The sequence below is a fragment of the Plantibacter sp. H53 genome, assembly GCF_001650455.1.
Taxonomy (GTDB): Bacteria; Actinomycetota; Actinomycetes; order Actinomycetales; family Microbacteriaceae; genus Plantibacter; species Plantibacter flavus_A.
The window spans coordinates 15,856-32,367 of sequence record NZ_LWCT01000048.1 but is presented as its reverse complement, the minus strand read 5'-3'; the positions used below and the strand labels follow the sequence as shown (position 1 = coordinate 32,367).

Below are 16,512 nucleotides of genomic sequence, written 5' to 3'. Positions count from 1 at the left end.
ACAAGCGTCGGGCCATCTTGACACACCGGCCCCCACCGCTGCCCGCCCCCTCCACAGGACGGTGCGCGTCGGGCGTCCCGTTGCTATGCTGCTAGCAGTCGCAACTGGCGTATAGACGGAGTTCCGCTCCGCCTCAGATGGTTCACCATCGGGGAGCGACCCTGCACCTTGAAGACAAGGGCGGATTCGGCCGCACGCCTGGGCCGAAACGGCACATCACCGACATCCGTTCTGTCACAAAAGGGAGCCAGTCTTGTCCGACACCTTCAACGCGCCACTCTCCGAGGTCGATCCCGAGATCGCTGCGGTCCTCGAGCAGGAGCTCGGTCGCCAGCGCAACACCCTCGAGATGATCGCGAGTGAGAACTTCGTGCCCGTCTCCGTCCTGCAGTCGCAGGGCAGCGTCCTCACCAACAAGTACGCCGAGGGCTACCCGGGTCGTCGCTACTACGGCGGCTGCGAGTTCGTCGACATCGCCGAGTCCCTCGCGATCGAGCGGGCGAAGAGCCTCTTCGGAGCCGCGTACGCGAACGTCCAGCCGCACTCGGGCGCCACGGCCAACGCCGCGGTCCTCTCGGCGATCGCCACCCCCGGCGACACCATCCTCGGTCTCGAGCTCGCCCACGGTGGCCACCTCACGCACGGCATGAAGCTCAACTTCTCCGGCAAGCTCTACAACGCCGTCTCCTACGGCGTCGACCCCGAGACCTTCCTCGTCGACATGGACGTCGTCCGCGACAAAGCACTCGAGCACAAGCCCCAGGTCATCATCGCCGGCTGGTCCGCCTACCCGCGCCAGCTCGACTTCGCCGCGTTCCGCGCGATCGCCGACGAGGTCGGTGCGAAGCTCTGGGTCGACATGGCGCACTTCGCCGGCCTCGTCGCCGCAGGCGTCCACCCGTCGCCCGTGCCGTTCGCCGACGTCGTCTCCTCCACCGTGCACAAGACCATCGGCGGCCCGCGCTCCGGCTTCATCGTGAGCCGCGACATGGAGCTCGCCAAGAAGCTCAACTCGAACGTGTTCCCCGGCCAGCAGGGCGGGCCGCTCATGCACGTCATCGCCGCCAAGGCGACCGCGTTCAAGCTCGCCGCCACGGCGGAGTTCAAGGACCGCCAGGAGCGGACGCTCCGCGGTGCCAAGCTCCTCGCCGAGGCGCTCACCTCCGAGGCGTCGAAGGCCGCCGGTATCGACGTCCTCACCGGCGGCACCGACGTGCACCTCGTGCTCGCCGACCTCCGCACCTCCGAGCTCGACGGCCAGCAGGCCGAAGACCTCCTCCACGAGGTCGGCATCACGGTCAACCGCAACTCGGTGCCGTTCGACCCGCGCCCGCCGATGGTCACCTCCGGTCTGCGGATCGGGACCCCGGCACTCGCGACGCGTGGCTTCGGCGACACCGAGTTCGCCGAGGTCGCCGACATCATCGCTCTCGCGCTGCGCAACGGTGCCGAGGCCGGAGCCCTCCGGGAGCGCGTCACGGCGCTCGCCGAGCGCTTCCCGCTCTACCCCGGCCTCCAGCAGTAGGGGCGGGCACATGACCGCACAGATCCTCGACGGTAAGGCCACTGCCGCCGCCATCAAGTCCGAACTCGCGATCGAGGTGGCCGCGCTCAAGGAGCGCGGCATCTCGGTCGGGCTGGGCACCGTCCTCGTCGGTTCCGACCCCGGTTCGCAGTGGTACGTCGCCGGCAAGCACCGCGACTGTGCCGAGGTCGGCATGGAGTCGATCCGACGCGACCTGCCCGAGACGGTCTCGCAGGAGGAGCTCGAGGCCGTCCTCGACGAGCTCAACGCCGACGAGAGCTGCACCGGCTACATCGTGCAGCTGCCGTTGCCGAAGCACATCGACACCGACGCGATCCTCGAGCGCATCGATCCCGAGAAGGACGCCGATGGGCTCCACCCGACCAACCTCGGTCGTCTCGTGCTCAACGTGAACCGCCCGATCCACACGCCGTTGCCGTGCACGCCGAAGGGCGTCATCGAGCTGGTGGAACGTCACGGGATCAGCTGGGCGGGCAAGCACGTCGTCGTCGTGGGCCGCGGGGTCACCGTCGGTCGCGCGATCGGCCCGCTGCTCACCCGTCGCGAATACAACGCGACGGTCACGCTGACGCACACCGGAACGGTCGGACTCGACGACATCCTCCGCACCGCCGACGTGATCGTCGCCGCGGCGGGCGTCCCCGGGATCGTCACGCGCGATGCCGTGAAGCCCGGCGTCATCGTCCTCGACGTCGGTGTGAGTCGCGAGACCGACCCCGGGACCGGCAAGTCCCGGGTCGTCGGCGACGTCGCCCCCGACGTGGCCGAGGTCGCCTCGTGGATCAGCCCGAACCCCGGTGGTGTCGGTCCCATGACGAGAGTCGGACTCCTCGCCAACGTCGTCCGCATGGCCACCCCCTAACCCAGCCCGCGAACTGTCACTCGACGCTAGTCCGGCGCCCCGCGATTAGCCGGAAGTGACAGTTCGCGAGCCAGGGCGGTGAGGATGGGCGACGGGTCCGTCAGGTGCGAGCGATTCACCCGGATGACCCGCCAGCCCGCTGCCATGACTCGGTCGAGGCGATCGATGTCGTGGAAGATCTGCCGTTCATCCGAGAAGTGGGTGCCGCCGTCGTATTCGACGAGGACCCGCTGTTCGGGATACACCAGGTCGCCCAAGGCCAGAAAACGTCCGGGGGCGTCTGAGATGACCTCGTTGACGAGTGGTTCCGGAAGGCCCGCGCGGACGATCAGCAGGCGCAATGCGGTCTCCATCGGCGAATCCGTCCGAGGCCGCATCATCGAGAACGCGAGCCGCAGCCGCTTCGCGCCGCGACGGCCGTTCATCCGTGCCAGCCCGCGGACGATCTGCTGCTCCGATGCCAGTGGTCGCTTGCGGCGGAGCAACACGTCGCCGGCGATCACCAGGTCGTCCAAGGGGAGTCGGGTTCCGAGCTGACACCAGGCGTCGACGGCGGTCAGTACCGGTAGCCCTTCGACGGCGACGACCTCCCAGTGGTCCCCGTCGAGTTGATGCCCACGCACGCCCGATCCTCGAGGCGCGCGTGCCGGCGCGATGGACGCGACGTCCAGTGGTGCCTCGTGTTCCCAGGTGGGCACGGGGAGGCCGTGCAAGGCCGCCGCGCTCACGTGGCTGAAGAACTGCCCATCGTGGAGGAGTGGGGCATAGGCGTGACAGCGTCCGGGGATGTCCGTGGGCTGGTCGAGCGGTGCCCGGACGCCTCGGTGCGGCGTGGCGAGGTCGCGCGCTCGTAGCCGCGATCGAGGCACGCCGAGTTCGTCGGCTTCGGCCATGGAGAACGGCTGCTTGCTGAGTTCGAGGGGGAGGGGACGTCGGCGGACCATCCCACCACGGTGCCGACTGCGGTGTTTCAGCGTCGGAAGTTCTCCACACCCAGCCCGCGAACTGTCACTCGACGCTAGTCCGAGCGGCCGGGACTAGCCGGAATTGACAGTTCGCGGGCAGGGGTGGGAAGGGGAAGGTCAGGATTCTCGGGTGGCTCCGGCGGCGGGGCGGACGGGGAAGATGGTCGGGGCGGTGAAGGACGCCTCGGCGAACGCCGCCGTGACCGCCTCGGCCACGGCCGACGCCAGGGCGACGGGGACCAGGGCGATCGCCGCACCCCCGAAGCCACCACCGGTCATGCGCGACCCGATCGCACCCGCCGCCATCGACGTCTCGACGGCCAGGTCGAGTTCCGGAACCGAGATCTCGAAATCGTCGCGCATCGACGCGTGAGAGGCCACGAGCAGCTCGCCGATCGACGTCGGCCCGTGCTCGCGCAGGGTCCTGACGGTGTCGAGGACACGCTGGTTCTCCGTCACGACGTGACGGACGCGGCGGAAGGTCTCGTCGTCGAGCAGCTCGCGAGCGCGGTCGAGGTCGCCGACCGTGACGTCGCGGAGCGAGTCGGCTCCAAGCGCTGCGGCGCCCGCCTCGCAGGACGCCCGACGTGCGGCGTACCCGCCCGACACATGGGCGTGCTCGACGCGCGTGTCGATGACGAGCAGCTCGAGGTCGTGCTCCTCGAAGCCGAGGGGGATGACGTCGGTCTCGAGCGAACGGCAGTCGAGGAAGACGCCGCAGTCACGCCGGCCGAGGAGTGACGCCGACTGGTCCATGATGCCGGTCGGTGCGCCGACCGCTCGGTTCTCGGCGAGCTGGCAGATCTTCGCGAGCGTCCGGCGGTCGTGGTCGAGGTGCCAGATCTCGTTCAGTGCGACGCCGACCGAGGCCTCGATGGCCGCGGAGGAGGAGAGGCCGGCCCCGACCGGGACGTCGGAGTCGATGTAGACGTCGACACCGGGCAGCTCCTGCAAGGGAGCCCCGAACTGGCCGAGCGCCCATGCGACGCCAAGCGGGTAGGCGGACCAGCCGTGCAGTGCGTCGGGATCGAGCGCCCGCACCGAGACCTCGACGATCTCGGGTGAGAAGCTGCTCGAGACCCGGATGCGGTCGTCGTCGCGACGCCGGACGGCTGCGACGGTGCGGCGGTCGATCGCCATCGGGAACACGAAGCCGTCGTTGTAGTCGGTGTGCTCGCCGATGATGTTCACGCGGCCGGGCGCGGTCCAGAGTCCGTGCGGCTCGCTGCCGAAGGCGTTCTCGAATCCGCTCGTGGCGGTGCGCTGCAGGTCGGTCATACGGGGTTCTCCTCGTCGGCTGCGGCGATCGCGGCGCGCAGGGCGGTGGCGGTGGTCTCAGGCGGGACGTCGCCGATCCAGGCGCCCATGGCGGCCTCGGAGCCGGCCAGGTACTTCAGGCGGTCGGCTCCACGACGTGGGGAGGTGAGCTGCAGGTGGAGTCGGAGCTCGTCGCGGTGGACACGGGTCGGGGCCTGGTGCCAGGCGGCGATGTACGGGGTCGGGGTGTCGTACAGGGCGTCGACGCCGCGCAGCAGCCGCAGGTAGAGGACGGCGAGTTCGTCGCGTTCTTCGAGCGAGGTCGCGGCGAAGTCGGGCACGTGCCGGTGGGGGAGCAGGTGCACCTCGATGGGCCAGCGCGCGGCGAACGGGACGAACGCCGTCCAGTGCTCGCCGGCGAGGACGACGCGCTCGTCGGCCTGCTCCGCGGCGAGGATGTCGGCGAAGAGTCCGGGACCGTAGGCCTCGCTAGCGGCGATGAGTCGCTGCGTGCGCGGGGTCACGTAGGGGTAGGAGTAGATCTGCCCGTGCGGGTGGTGGAGGGTGACACCGATCTGCTCGCCACGGTTCTCGAAGGGGAACACCTGCTGGATCGAGTCGATCTGCGACAGTGCGTGCGTCCGGCGGGCCCACGCTTCGATCACCGTGCGCGCCCGGGTTCGGGACAGCGAGCCGAAGGAACCGGTGCTCGACGGGCTGAAGCTCACGACCTCGCAGCGGCCGACCGAGGTGCGGGTCCGGCCGATTCCGATGGCCTCGAGGTCGGCGAAATCGACCGGTGCGTTCTCGTCTTCGAGCAGCGGTCCGAAGGACGGCGACTTGTTCTCGAAGACCGCGACGTCGTACTGGTCGGGGATCTCGGAGGGGTTCGAGGGGCTCGCGGGCGCGAGTGGGTCGAGGTTCGCGGGTGGCAGCATCACGCGGTTCTGGCGGGCGGCGGCGATAGAGATCCACTCACCCGTCAGCGGGTCCTGGCGCATGGACGCGGTCGGTGGTCGTGGCGCGAGTTCGCGTGCGTCGGGCAGGCGCTCCGCGGGCAGCGTCGTGTCGACGTCGTCGAAGTAGATGAGTTCGCGACCGTCGGCGAGGCGCTGGGTCGAGCTCGCGATCGCCGGGTCGATGACGAAGGTGTCGTCGAGTGGGGGCATGGGGATCCTCAGAACGGGTTGTCGAAAGGAAACGTACAACGTTTCGCCTTGAAAAGTATAGGCAAGTCAGCGAAGATTCAAGCATGTCCGACGACGAGCCGATGCAGTTGCCCGCCCCACTGCGACGCGACCGCATCCGCGAGCTCCTCGATGAGCGCGGCTTCGTGCGCGTCGCCGACATCTCCGACGACTTCGGCGTCTCACGGGTGACCGCCCGGACGGACCTCGACACCCTCGTCGACCAGGGCGAGGCCGTCCGCGTGCACGGAGGGGCGATGCCCGTGCAGGGACGCGGCGCCGTCGAGTCGCCGATCGAACTCGCGACCGCGACCTCGGCCCACGCGAAGCAGCGGATCGGAGAGGCGGCGGCCGCGATGGTGCGCTCCGGTCAGAGCGTGATCGTCGACGTCGGCAGCACCGGCCTCGCCCTCGCCCGCGCGCTCAAGGCTCGCCGCGACCTCGCCGACGTCGTGGTCATCACGAACGGCCTGACCATCGCGCTCGAACTCGAGTCGGAGATCCCGAGGTTCTCGGTGATCGTCACTGGTGGATCGCTTCGGCCGCTCCAGCATTCGCTCGTCGATCCGCTCGCCGGTTCGCTGCTCGGCCAGGTCCACGCCGATCTCGCCTTCATCGGGTGCAACGGTGTCGACGCAGGCCATGGCGTGACCAACGTCAACCTGCCCGAGGCCGAGGTGAAGGCCAGGATGGTGCGCGCCGCCGAGCGGGTGGTCGTGGTCGCCGACGCCTCGAAGCTCGGTGTGCGGCAGCTCGGCCGGATCGCCGGGCTCGAGGCTTTCGACGCCCTCCTGACCGACGACGGGGCCGCGCCCGAGACCATCGCACTCCTCCGGGAAGCGGGCCTCGCGGTGACGCTCGTCCCGCTCGGCGACTGACCTCGCGTCCAGCAGTCCGTATCGCGTCGCGCCCCGGCACTCGCGCGCCGACGGCCCGGTGCGGCAGCATGGTCGCATGACTGATCGAGCGCATCCGGCCGTGTCCATCGTCGAGCAGACGCTGCGTGATCGCGGAGCCCAGGGCGAGATCACCTGGCTCGACGATGCTGCTCGAACCGCGGCGCTCGCAGCGGAGGCCCTGGGGATCGAGGTCGGGGCGATCGCGAACTCCCTCGTGTTCACGCTCGACGGCGCGCCGACCCTGATCCTCACGAGCGGTGCCCATCGTGTCGACACCGCCTGGGTGGGCGAGCGGCTCGGTGGACGGCTGAAGCGCGCTGACGCCGAGGTCGTCAAGGCGGCGACGGGACAGGTCATCGGCGGTGTCGCGCCCGTCGGTCACCCGGAACCGATCCGCACCTACGTGGACGAGGCGCTCGCCGCCTACCCGGAGGTCTGGGCCGCAGCCGGCCATGCGCACACGGTGTTCCCGACGACCTTCGAGGAGCTCGTGCGGGTGACCGGTGGGCAGGTCATCGCGGTGGAGCCGCCGACGGATCCTGCGGGGTCGTCGGCAGCTGCGTCGGCGTAGCCACTGGAGCGGCCAGGGCGTCCGGCGGTGTCCCGTGCTGCTTCGTCACCCGGCTCGGCGGCAGCGGAGCCGTCGCGGTCACGCCGTTCCTGCGCCCCAACCAGGTGCTCACGACGGCTGCCGCGACACAGAGCGCCATCGGGATGAGCATGAACGGTCCGCCGGCGCCCTCGCCCCGTTCGAAGACCTGGTCGGTCTGCGACATGAGGGCTGTGGGGACGAGGAGGAGGACGTTGTTCGTCGCGTGGATGAGCACCGGAGCCTCGAGGCCGCCGGTCCCGCGGGCGGCGAAGGACATCGAGGCGCCGAACACGAAGTAGTAGGCGATGAGCCAGGGGTCGCCCGCGAAGTGCACCGAGGCGAAGACCGCGCCGGAGACGACGGTGCCGACGAGGAACGCGGTGATCGGTCGACTGAACCAGGATCCGACGGAGCGCTGGATGAGGCCGCGGGCCCCATACTCCTCGCCGGCAGACTGCAGCGGCGTCGTGAGGATCACGACGGCGAGCATCGCGATCATGGTGCCGTCGACCACGATGGGCTCGAGCGGGGAGAGCAGGACGGACGCGCCGACGTACACGATCCACACCGGGACGATGATGAGCGCGAGACGCCCGAGCCAGTGCCAGCGGAAGCGCCCCTCCACCGAGGAGAGCCACCGTGGACGGACACCGAAGATCGCCCACTGGATGAGCATCGACACCGGGATGAGCGCGGCGAGCGACAGGTTGTTCGCGAGCATCGTCACCGGCGTCAGCGTCATGAGGCCATTCGCGACGTCGTCGAGCGTGTACGCCCCGGTGGCCACGTCCACGATGAGCGCGATGCCGCCGAGCGCGATCGAGAGGATCAGGAACCCGACGACGAGCAGGAGGAGCGCGAGTGCGCCACGCCACCAGGCTGGTGCGGCGCGGAGGGCGTGGTCGTACGTCGCGAGCTGCCGCTGAGGCACTGCTGGATCGACGGGCGTCGAGGCCGGCGTCGAGGCCGGTGTCGTCGAGGGTGATGGCGAAGGCGTCTGCGGGTCCTGTCCAGGGTTCGTCATGCTGCCAGGGTAGGCAGCCGTCGCGGCAGCACGCGTCCCCCGAGCGATGGACGACGAGCGACGGATACCCAGTGATCGACCTGGTCTCGAACGCTCGACGGTGGGAGACTGACCGGTATGGCCGGACATCGCATCTTCACGACGAGCTTCGCCAGCGTGTACCCGCTCTACGTCGCGAAGGTGGAGCGGAAGGGCCGTACGAAGGCCGAGGTGGATCAGGTCATCACCTGGCTCACCGGCTATGACGACGCCGCGATCGAACGGGTGCTCGCCGACGGTACGGACTTCGAGACCTTCTTCGCCGACGCGCCGGCGATGCACCCCGATGCGTCGCTCATCACGGGCCTCATCTGCGGCATCCGCGTCGAGGAGATCGAGGACCCCCTCATGCAGCGCGTCCGTCAGCTGGACAAGCTCGTGGACGAGGTCGCGAAGGGGAAGAAGATGACCTCGATCCTCCGCACCTCCGCCTGACGGCCGAACGCGAGACCCTCCGATGACGCACCGGGCCGCCGCGCGAGTGCGCGACGGCCCGGTGCTCGGAACCCGGTCGGATCAGTGCGCGAGCACCGGCTCCGCGGACGCCTCCGGGGCGTGGTGCAGGGCGAGTCCCTGGTTGCGTCGGCGGAACAGCAGCGCCGCCGTCACCGCACCGACCGCGAAGAACCCGGCACCCCAGAAGTACGCGGTCTGGTAGCTCTGGATCGCGGCCTGCGCCAGCACCTCGGGGGTGGGCGGCGCGTTGTCGGTCACGTACGCCGTGGCGGCGCTCGCCGCGAGGGTGTTGAGCAGCGCCACACCGATCGACCCTCCGACCTGCTGGCTCGTGTTGACCGTCGCCGAGGCGACCCCGGCGAACGCCCGGTCGACACCGAGCGTCGCGGTCTGCATCGAGGCGGGCATGATCGATCCCATCGCGAAGCCGAGCACCATGAGCGCGGGCATGACGTTGCCGACATAGGAGCTGTCGAGGTCGAGTCGGGTGAGGAGGAGCATGCCGATCGCCCCGAGCGTCATGCCGAACGGCACCATGACCTTCGGCCCGAACCGCGGGACGAGGAGGTTGGTCCCCAGCTGTGCGGCGAGCACGAGCATCGCGATCATCGGGAGGAAGGCGAAGCCCGTCTGCTGCGGTGAGTACCCGAGCGAGGCCTGTAGGTAGTAGGTGACGAAGAGGAAGATGCCGAACATCCCGGCCCCGGCGATCATGACCGAGATGAACGCGGCGCCGCGGTTGCGGTCGAGGATGATCGACAACGGGAGGAGCGGGTGCGCGGCCCGGCGCTGCCAGAGGACGAACACGACGAGGAGCACGGCTGCGGCGGCCAGGAAGGCCCAACTGAGCGGTGAGTCCCAGCCGTCGGTCTCGGCGTTGGCGAATCCGTAGACGAGGCTGAACAACGCACCCGAGACGAGGACGGTGCCCGGAACGTCGAGCCTGGGGCGGGGGCCGGTCGTCTTCGGTGTGGTGATGAAGAGGACCGCCCCGACGATGGCGACCACGGCGATCACGACGTTGATGTACAGGTTCCAGCGCCAGTCGAACTGCTCGGTGAGGAATCCGCCGAGGAGGAGACCGACCGCGCCACCTGCGCCGGCGATCGCCCCGAAGACGCCGAACGCGCGGGCGCGCTCCTTCGGGATCGTGAAGGTGGTCGTGAGCATCGCGAGCGCGGTCGGCGCGAGGAGGGCTGCGAAGACGCCCTGGAGTGCCCGCGCGGCGACGAGGGTGCCGAACGAGTCCGCGGCGCCTCCGAGGGCCGAGGCGATCGCGAACCCGACCAGCCCGATGATGAACGCCCGCTTGCGACCCATGAGGTCGGACAGGCGTCCGCCGAGCAGCAGCAGGCTGCCGAAGGCGAGGGAGTAGGCGGTGACGATCCACTGGCGGTCGCCGTCGGAGAATCCGAGATCGGCCTGAGCCGCGGGCATCGCGATGTTCACCACGGTGGCGTCGAGCACGACCATGAGCTGGGCGAGGCCGACGGTGACGAGCGTCCACCAGCGGCGTGAGGAGACTGCCGGGGTTCCGGCGGCGAGGTTCGAAGTCATGCTGAGGACTCTATACGGAACTGGACAGTTTCGGAACCGAATAGTTCCTGAACGTTCGAGTTCCTGAACTATGCTGTTCTCGGAGACGAAAGGGAGGTGAGCCGCGATGACGCAGCTCGAGACCCCACCCGCAGCGCCGAAGCTCGGCCGGAAGCGCGATCACACGCGGGACGCCGAGATCCTCGACGCCGCGCTCGACGTCCTCGCCGACACGGGCTACGCCGGGATGACGGTCGATATGGTCGCCGCGCGGGCGAAGGCCGGCAAGGCGACGCTCTACCGCCGATGGGCGTCGAAGTCCGAACTCGTGATCGACGCGGTCGCCTGCATGAAGCAGATCGATCCCGACTTCTCGAAGCTGCCCGACACCGGCTCACTCCGCGGCGACCTCGTCGCGATGATCAAGGCGCCGTCCATCGCCGAGGGCGAGCGCAAGATGCGTGTGTTCGCCGGCGTGATGTCGATGATCTCGGATGCCCCGGAGCTCACCGAGTCCATCCATGCGGCGATCGTGGAGCCGCGCATGGCGGTCAACCGCTTCCTGTTGCAGCGCGCGATCGACCGCGGTGAGATCCGCGCGGACGCCGATGTGGAGACCCTTGCGCTGATCAGCCAGGCGATGGTGAGCTATCGCGTCCTCATGCTGCGGGAGCCGGTGACACGTGACTTCCTCATCTCGGTGATCGACGGCGTCATCATCCCGGCCGTCCGGAAGTAGCTCGATGACCGACGGACCCGCCCGATCTCGAACCGGGCTGCTCGATCGAGCGGCACCGGTCCACCTCGGGACACCGGACGCCCCACTGCGCTTCACTGGTTTCCGCGAGCCCGGTGGACGCCACCTCATCGTCGATGGCGCGCAGGCGTTCGAGTTGAGCTTCCCGTGCGGAAGCTGCGCGCTGCTGTTCCGTCGTCTGGACGAGGCTGCTCGGGCGCTCGCCGCAGACGCACTGCACGATCACCTGGACGAGGGCGTGCCCGCGATCGACAATCCTTCGTTACGCGACCTCGTGTCGACGATCCTGCCCGAGGGGACCTACCTGCCGCTCCTGCTGTCCATCGAGCCCGTCCTGGTCGCTCCGGGTGACGATCACGACTATTTCTCGCGGGAACAGGTCGTGCATCGCGGTATCGACCCCACGCTCGGTGCGCCGGAGGACCCGGCGACCGCGTATTACCGCGGCTCGACCCGGACGACCGGCGAGCACGAGACCCTCTTCGAGTTCCTGGTGCCGATGGTGCAGCCCGGTCGGAACGACCGCGAGCGCGTGGCCTCGTACAAGGAGCGGCTTCGAGCCGGGGGAGCGGCGACCGTGCTCGTGGTCTCCGTGCTGGACCGGACGCAGCCGTTCGACAGCTTCGACGCCCACACCGGTCTTGTGCACTTCGTGCTCGACGGCCACCACAAGCTGGAAGCGGCTGCACGTGTCGGGGTCGCGATCACGGTCTTGTCGTTCGTCTCGATCGACGCGAGCCTTGCGGACGGGGCGACGGCGTTCGGCCTCCCGGAGCTGCTCGCGCGCTGATCACGTCGAGTGTGAGACCGGGTGGATCACGCAGCGCTGGATCCCCCGATCCCTGCGCGACCCACCGGTCGAGGCGATGAGCGTCGCGCACCCCTGTCGCGAGCACGCAGCCCACTGACGCGTGGACTGCGTCGGCATCACCTCTATCAGTGTGACACGAATAAGTCGTTCGTACCAGTTAGAGAAAGACGTCGGCTGTGCGAGCTCCGAGCCTCTAGGCTGAGGCCCCGACCGGCCACGGTCGACGGATACGGCGCCGATGGATCGGAGCCGGAGCACAGGCTGCCCGAGGAGGTCAGGATGCCGGGGACGCGACGAACGCCCACGCAGGAACGCGGACAGGTGACGCAGGACGCGATCGTCGAGGGAGCCGCGACCGTCTTCGACCGCATCGGTTACGGGAACGCGAGTCTGTCGATGATCGCGGAGGCGTCCGGGATCTCGCAGGGGTCCATGTACTTCCACTTCAAGTCGAAGGAGCAGATCGCCCTCGCGGTCATCCACGAGCAGCACGACCGGTCGATGCCGCTCATGGCACGGGTGTCGGAACAGTACGACGGAGTCCTCGAGCGGCTCATCCGCATTTCTCGCGCCATGGTCGACCAGCTCGAGAACGACCCGGTCGTCCGCGCCGGGATCAGACTCACGCTCGATGAGGGTTCGCTGAGCCAACCGGCCGGCGCGTTCTACGAGGACTGGATCTCGGGGACGGCCGCTCAGCTCGACCTGGCGCTGCAGGCCGGCGACCTGGAGAGTTCGATGTCGGCACCGGACCTGGCCCGCACGCTGATCGGATTCTTCACCGGCGTCCAGCTCACCGCCCAAGCCACGGTCGGCCGCTCGGACATCGCAGCGTCGGTCGACCGCATGTGGCGGCTCGCGATCGACGCCATCGTCCCCGACACGAGGCGGGCAGCGGCGACGCAGGTCCGGGAGGACGCCTTCGGCGCTGGGGGCGATGTGCGCCCGGCGCCACCAGCCGCGTCGATCTAGCGATCCACCTGGCGATGGGCGTGCGACGACCGTGCATCCCGAGGTGACGCGCACGAGTGCCGCGTCCGTGGTGGGCCCGGTGGGGCTCGAACCCACGACCCGCGGATTAAAAGTCCGATGCTCTGCCAACTGAGCTACAGGCCCATACGCGCTCTACTCTACGAGATTTCGACGGCACCCGTTGACGCGCGGGTCCGGGCGACGGGGGAGGATCGCCCGCCGGGACGAGTACCGTTGTCGGGTGCGCGAAGCGCGTCGCAGGGAGGAGCAGGCATGACCGAGGGATTCCATCGTCCGACGAAGCTGCCGCCGTCGATGCTCGAAGCGATCCAGGGTGGTCTCGACCCGGAGGCCGTGTCGAGGATCACGCACGAGACGGCCGTCGCACTCCTCACCCGGGTGCGGGCGGACCCGGACCCTGCCGTGGTCGATCGCCTCGTGACGTACACGGACGAGCACGGGATCGACGCCATCGCGGAGCTCTGGTCGCACGCCAGCCCGCGGAGTCTCCCAGGAGCCCTCTGGCGGATCTACCTGCTGCGCCTGCTCATCCGGCAGGACCCGGTGGGGACGAGCTTCAGCTTCCAGCGGGGCACCGAGCTCATCACCACCGTCGACCCCGTGATCGCCGGCGCGGCCGAACCGACCGGGCCTGAGGAGATCATCGTCCTCGCCGACCAGATCCTCCGTGGCCTGTACACCGGTGACTTCGCGATCGCCCTCGAGCGGGCGGCCTCCTTCTGTCGGATCAACGCGGTCGGCTGTACCTCCCTCGCGGACGACCGGGACGCCGTCGACCCCGCAGACGCCGCGAGACTCACCACGAAAGCCGCGCGGTTCGGCACCATCGCCGAGGAACTCGCCGGCTGCGCGCGGCTGTGGCGCACCGACTCCCTGGACTGACGCGACCCGTCCGGTCAAGGCCCGGTACCTGGGAATATCCATCGCCGATCACTTGCTACACTGATTCAGCCGGGCCGCAGTAACCCCGGGCTCCAAAAATCGCCGCTTCGAGCGGCCTTGCGCCGAGAGGCGTTTCTGCGGCCTGGCACTTGCTTTCTCCGGAGGTCTCCGCCCTCCTGCCGCCCATTCCGTGATGACACCGGAACTGGGGTGTCGAATCGCGTCGATTCCTCCAATCGGATCCCGGGTCGGCACCGAACTCCGTGTATGACCGCCGCACTGTACACGCAGACCCGACCTCGGGTGGGCGTCGCGCAAATGGCCGGTGTCCGTGAGAAGCTAAGACTTGTGACCACGGGACCGGAAGCCGACGCTGCACCGCAGGTGTCATTGGCGAACGTGCTCGACGCGCTCCTCGTCCGAGTGGCCGGCGGCGACCAGGTCGCGTTCAGCGAGCTGTACGACCACATCGCCCCGCGGGTCCTCGGACTCGTCAAGCGGGTGCTCGTCGACCACGCGCAGTCCGAAGAGGTCACCCAGGAGGTGTTCCTGGAGGTCTGGCAGAACGCCCAGAAGTTCGAGGCGGGCAAGGGCACGGCGACGACATGGGTGCTCACCATGGCCCACCGTCGTGCGATCGACCGCGTGCGCGCCTCACAGGCCGGACGCGACCGCGATCTCAAGATCGGCATCCGCGATTTCGACGAGCGTGTCGACAACGTGCAGGAGACGGTCGAGATCCGGATCGAGCACGAACGCGTCAAGCGGGCCTTCGTCCGGTTGAGCGAGCTGCAACGTGAGGCTGTTTCGCTCGCTTACTACGGCGGCTACAGTCACAGCGAGATCTCGAACCTGCTCGGCGTGCCGATCGGCACGGTGAAGACCAGGTTGCGAGACGGAATGATCAGACTTCGAGACGAGTTGGGGGTGCGTACATGACCGAGCGAGACGATGCAACAGACCTGGCAGCCGGAAACGCGCTGCACACCCTGACCCCGCGCGAGCAGGAGCGGTTCGACCGCCTGCGAGCCGAACACGAGTCCGTCCGCGAGGAAGCGGCGGAATTCGAGGAGACCGTCGCCATGCTCGACCTCGCAGCACCTCCCGTGCAGCCGTCGGCAGCGCTCAAGAACTCGCTCATGGCCGCGATCCAGAACCTGCCGCAGCTGCCCGCTGAGGCCCCCGTCGATGCTCCTGTCGCCGAGGTGCAGGCGCTTCCGACCGCAGTCCCAGAGGTGGACGAGACGCCGGTCTCGACACCGATGGCCACACCGCCCGCGGCAGCAGCGACCATCCCGGTGGTCGGTGCTGCGGAACGCAAGGCCGCCTCACGGTGGCGTCGCAGCGTCGTCGGCATGGTGGTCGGCGCCGCAGCAGCGGTCGGCCTCATCTTCGGCGGTGTCGGACTCGCGAACACCTTCGGTGGTGGATCCCTCACGCAGACGGTCGCGCTCGCGGAGATCAACGCGGCGTCCGACGTCCAGCGCGCGAAGGTGTCGATGGACGATGCGACGGCGACCCTCGTCTGGTCGGGTGAGCTCGGCAAGTCCGCCCTGCTCGTCGACGGACTCGGGTCCCTGCCGTCGGACAAGGTCTACGAACTCTGGTACATCGGCGAGGGAGGCCCGGTCTCGGCCGGCACCTTCTCGGCAGCGAACGGCACCACCTGGCGTGTCCTCGACGGCGCCATGAGTGCGGGCGACAAGGTCGGCGTGACGGTCGAGCCGCAGGGTGGCTCCAAGCAGCCCACCACCGATCCGATCATGGTCATCGAGACGGCGTAGTCCGTTCCCTCCGGTCCGCGAGAGCCTGTCGGCAGGCTTCACCTCGACAGACTCGCGGACGTGCTGCAGACGACGACAGCCCCGCCCGGGAATCCCGGGCGGGGCTGTCGTGGTGCCGGCGTCAGATCAACCGAAGCGACCCGAGACGTAGTCCTCGGTCGCCTGGACGGACGGCTTCGAGAACATCGTCGTGGTGTCGTCGTACTCGATGAGCTTGCCCGGCTTGCCGGTGCCCGCGATGTTGAAGAACGCGGTCTTGTCGCTGACGCGGCTCGCCTGCTGCATGTTGTGCGTCACGATCACGATCGTGTACTCCTGCTTGAGCTCCTCGATGAGGTCTTCGATGGCGAGCGTGGAGATCGGGTCGAGGGCCGAGCAGGGCTCGTCCATCAGGACGACGTCGGGGGAGACTGCGATGGCGCGGGCGATGCAGAGACGCTGCTGCTGACCACCGGAGAGGCCGGAGCCCGGCTTGTCGAGGCGGTCCTTCACCTCGTTCCAGAGGTTGGCGCCCTGGAGCGAACGCTCGACGAGCGCGTCCTGGTCGGACTTCGACATCTTCCGGTTGTTGAGCTTGACGCCCGCGAGGACGTTCTCCTTGATGCTCATCGTCGGGAACGGGTTCGGGCGCTGGAAGACCATGCCGACCTGGCGACGGACGAGGACCGGGTCGACGCCCGGGCCGTAGAGGTTGTTGCCGTCGATGAGGACCTCGCCCTCGACGCGTGCGCCGGGGATGACCTCGTGCATGCGGTTCAGGGTGCGGAGGAAGGTCGACTTCCCACAGCCGGAGGGGCCGATGAACGCGGTGACCGTGCGGGGCTGGATCTGGAGGGAGACGCCCTCGACGGCCATGAAGCTGCCGTAGAAGACGTTGAGGTCGTTGACTTCGATGCTCTTGGACACGGGGTTCCTTTGCTCG

Annotated in this window: 17 protein-coding genes, 1 tRNA gene and 1 riboswitch; of the genes, 11 read left to right on the top strand and 7 right to left on the bottom strand. The window is 68.8% G+C overall.

The window, feature by feature from the left end:
- Positions 1 to 92: 92 nt before the first annotated feature.
- Positions 93 to 211, top strand: a riboswitch (ZMP/ZTP riboswitch).
- A 42-nt stretch (positions 212 to 253) separates the two neighbouring features.
- Both glyA and A4X17_RS15780 read left to right on the top strand, forming a co-directional pair.
- Positions 254 to 1,525 carry a serine hydroxymethyltransferase gene (gene glyA, locus A4X17_RS15785; protein WP_064296623.1) on the top strand — a complete coding sequence of 424 codons (1,272 nt, stop codon included), beginning with the start codon at positions 254 to 256 and terminating at the stop codon, positions 1,523 to 1,525.
- 10 nt (positions 1,526 to 1,535) lie between these two features.
- Positions 1,536 to 2,408, top strand: a complete 873-nt coding sequence (locus A4X17_RS15780; protein ID WP_064296622.1) for a bifunctional methylenetetrahydrofolate dehydrogenase/methenyltetrahydrofolate cyclohydrolase — start codon at positions 1,536 to 1,538, stop codon at positions 2,406 to 2,408.
- 26 nt (positions 2,409 to 2,434) lie between these two features.
- Here A4X17_RS15780 and A4X17_RS15775 read toward each other — a convergent pair whose 3' ends face one another.
- The 3 genes from A4X17_RS15775 to galT form a co-directional block, all read right to left on the bottom strand.
- The gene (locus A4X17_RS15775) at positions 2,435 to 3,352 is read right to left on the bottom strand and encodes a hypothetical protein (RefSeq protein WP_064296621.1); all 918 of its coding nucleotides are present in this window, start codon (positions 3,350 to 3,352) and stop codon (positions 2,435 to 2,437) included.
- Between the two features lie 138 nt (positions 3,353 to 3,490).
- Complete coding sequence (gene galK, locus A4X17_RS15770; RefSeq protein ID WP_064296620.1) at positions 3,491 to 4,651, bottom strand: galactokinase; 1,161 nt, start codon at positions 4,649 to 4,651, stop codon at positions 3,491 to 3,493.
- Entirely contained in the window at positions 4,648 to 5,799 is a 1,152-nt protein-coding gene (galT, locus tag A4X17_RS15765; RefSeq protein WP_064296619.1) for a galactose-1-phosphate uridylyltransferase, read from the bottom strand. The genes galK and galT overlap by 4 nt, the downstream gene beginning before the upstream one ends.
- Before the next feature lie 83 nt (positions 5,800 to 5,882).
- Here galT and A4X17_RS15760 point away from each other — a divergent pair, with 83 nt between their 5' ends.
- Together A4X17_RS15760 and A4X17_RS15755 are read left to right on the top strand one after the other, a co-directional pair.
- Positions 5,883 to 6,695, top strand: a complete 813-nt coding sequence (locus tag A4X17_RS15760) for a DeoR/GlpR family DNA-binding transcription regulator (RefSeq protein WP_064296618.1) — start codon at positions 5,883 to 5,885, stop codon at positions 6,693 to 6,695.
- A gap of 76 nt (positions 6,696 to 6,771) precedes the next feature.
- The gene (locus A4X17_RS15755; protein WP_064296617.1) at positions 6,772 to 7,287 is read left to right on the top strand and encodes a YbaK/EbsC family protein; all 516 of its coding nucleotides are present in this window, start codon (positions 6,772 to 6,774) and stop codon (positions 7,285 to 7,287) included.
- Here the strand turns inward: A4X17_RS15755 and A4X17_RS15750 are convergent.
- Positions 7,229 to 8,332, bottom strand: coding sequence for a CPBP family intramembrane glutamic endopeptidase (locus A4X17_RS15750; RefSeq protein ID WP_197479109.1), 1,104 nt, complete (start codon positions 8,330 to 8,332; stop codon positions 7,229 to 7,231). The genes A4X17_RS15755 and A4X17_RS15750 overlap by 59 nt on opposite strands.
- A 117-nt stretch (positions 8,333 to 8,449) precedes the next feature.
- Here A4X17_RS15750 and A4X17_RS15745 point away from each other — a divergent pair, with 117 nt between their 5' ends.
- The gene (locus tag A4X17_RS15745) at positions 8,450 to 8,806 is read left to right on the top strand and encodes a DUF2200 domain-containing protein (RefSeq protein WP_064296615.1); all 357 of its coding nucleotides are present in this window, start codon (positions 8,450 to 8,452) and stop codon (positions 8,804 to 8,806) included.
- A gap of 81 nt (positions 8,807 to 8,887) precedes the next feature.
- Here A4X17_RS15745 and A4X17_RS15740 read toward each other — a convergent pair whose 3' ends face one another.
- Positions 8,888 to 10,384 carry an MFS transporter gene (locus A4X17_RS15740; RefSeq protein ID WP_064296614.1) on the bottom strand — a complete coding sequence of 499 codons (1,497 nt, stop codon included), beginning with the start codon at positions 10,382 to 10,384 and terminating at the stop codon, positions 8,888 to 8,890.
- 106 nt (positions 10,385 to 10,490) lie between these two features.
- Between A4X17_RS15740 and A4X17_RS15735 the strand changes: the two genes are divergently transcribed.
- The 3 genes from A4X17_RS15735 (at position 10,491) to A4X17_RS15725 (ending at position 12,903) form a co-directional block, all read left to right on the top strand.
- Positions 10,491 to 11,102, top strand: a complete 612-nt coding sequence (locus A4X17_RS15735) for a TetR/AcrR family transcriptional regulator (protein ID WP_064296613.1) — start codon at positions 10,491 to 10,493, stop codon at positions 11,100 to 11,102.
- 4 nt (positions 11,103 to 11,106) lie between these two features.
- Positions 11,107 to 11,910: a hypothetical protein gene (locus A4X17_RS15730; RefSeq protein ID WP_082916224.1), complete on the top strand. Its 804-nt coding sequence runs from the start codon at positions 11,107 to 11,109 to the stop codon at positions 11,908 to 11,910.
- Between the two features lie 300 nt (positions 11,911 to 12,210).
- Positions 12,211 to 12,903: a ScbR family autoregulator-binding transcription factor gene (locus A4X17_RS15725; protein ID WP_064296612.1), complete on the top strand. Its 693-nt coding sequence runs from the start codon at positions 12,211 to 12,213 to the stop codon at positions 12,901 to 12,903.
- A 68-nt stretch (positions 12,904 to 12,971) separates the two neighbouring features.
- Here A4X17_RS15725 and A4X17_RS15720 read toward each other — a convergent pair.
- Positions 12,972 to 13,047, bottom strand: a tRNA-Lys gene (locus tag A4X17_RS15720).
- A 129-nt stretch (positions 13,048 to 13,176) separates the two neighbouring features.
- Here A4X17_RS15720 and A4X17_RS15715 point away from each other — a divergent pair.
- The 3 genes from A4X17_RS15715 to A4X17_RS15705 all read left to right on the top strand — a co-directional run bounded on the left by A4X17_RS15715 (position 13,177) and on the right by A4X17_RS15705 (position 15,590).
- Positions 13,177 to 13,806, top strand: a complete 630-nt coding sequence (locus A4X17_RS15715) for a hypothetical protein (RefSeq protein ID WP_064296611.1) — start codon at positions 13,177 to 13,179, stop codon at positions 13,804 to 13,806.
- Between the two features lie 318 nt (positions 13,807 to 14,124).
- The gene (sigK, locus tag A4X17_RS15710; protein ID WP_082916233.1) at positions 14,125 to 14,745 is read left to right on the top strand and encodes an ECF RNA polymerase sigma factor SigK; all 621 of its coding nucleotides are present in this window, start codon (positions 14,125 to 14,127) and stop codon (positions 14,743 to 14,745) included.
- Complete coding sequence (locus A4X17_RS15705; protein WP_064296610.1) at positions 14,742 to 15,590, top strand: anti-sigma factor domain-containing protein; 849 nt, start codon at positions 14,742 to 14,744, stop codon at positions 15,588 to 15,590. The genes sigK and A4X17_RS15705 overlap by 4 nt, the downstream gene beginning before the upstream one ends.
- 126 nt (positions 15,591 to 15,716) lie before the next feature.
- Here A4X17_RS15705 and pstB read toward each other — a convergent pair whose 3' ends face one another.
- Positions 15,717 to 16,496: a phosphate ABC transporter ATP-binding protein PstB gene (gene pstB, locus A4X17_RS15700; RefSeq protein ID WP_056007815.1), complete on the bottom strand. Its 780-nt coding sequence runs from the start codon at positions 16,494 to 16,496 to the stop codon at positions 15,717 to 15,719.
- Positions 16,497 to 16,512: the final 16 nt, after the last annotated feature.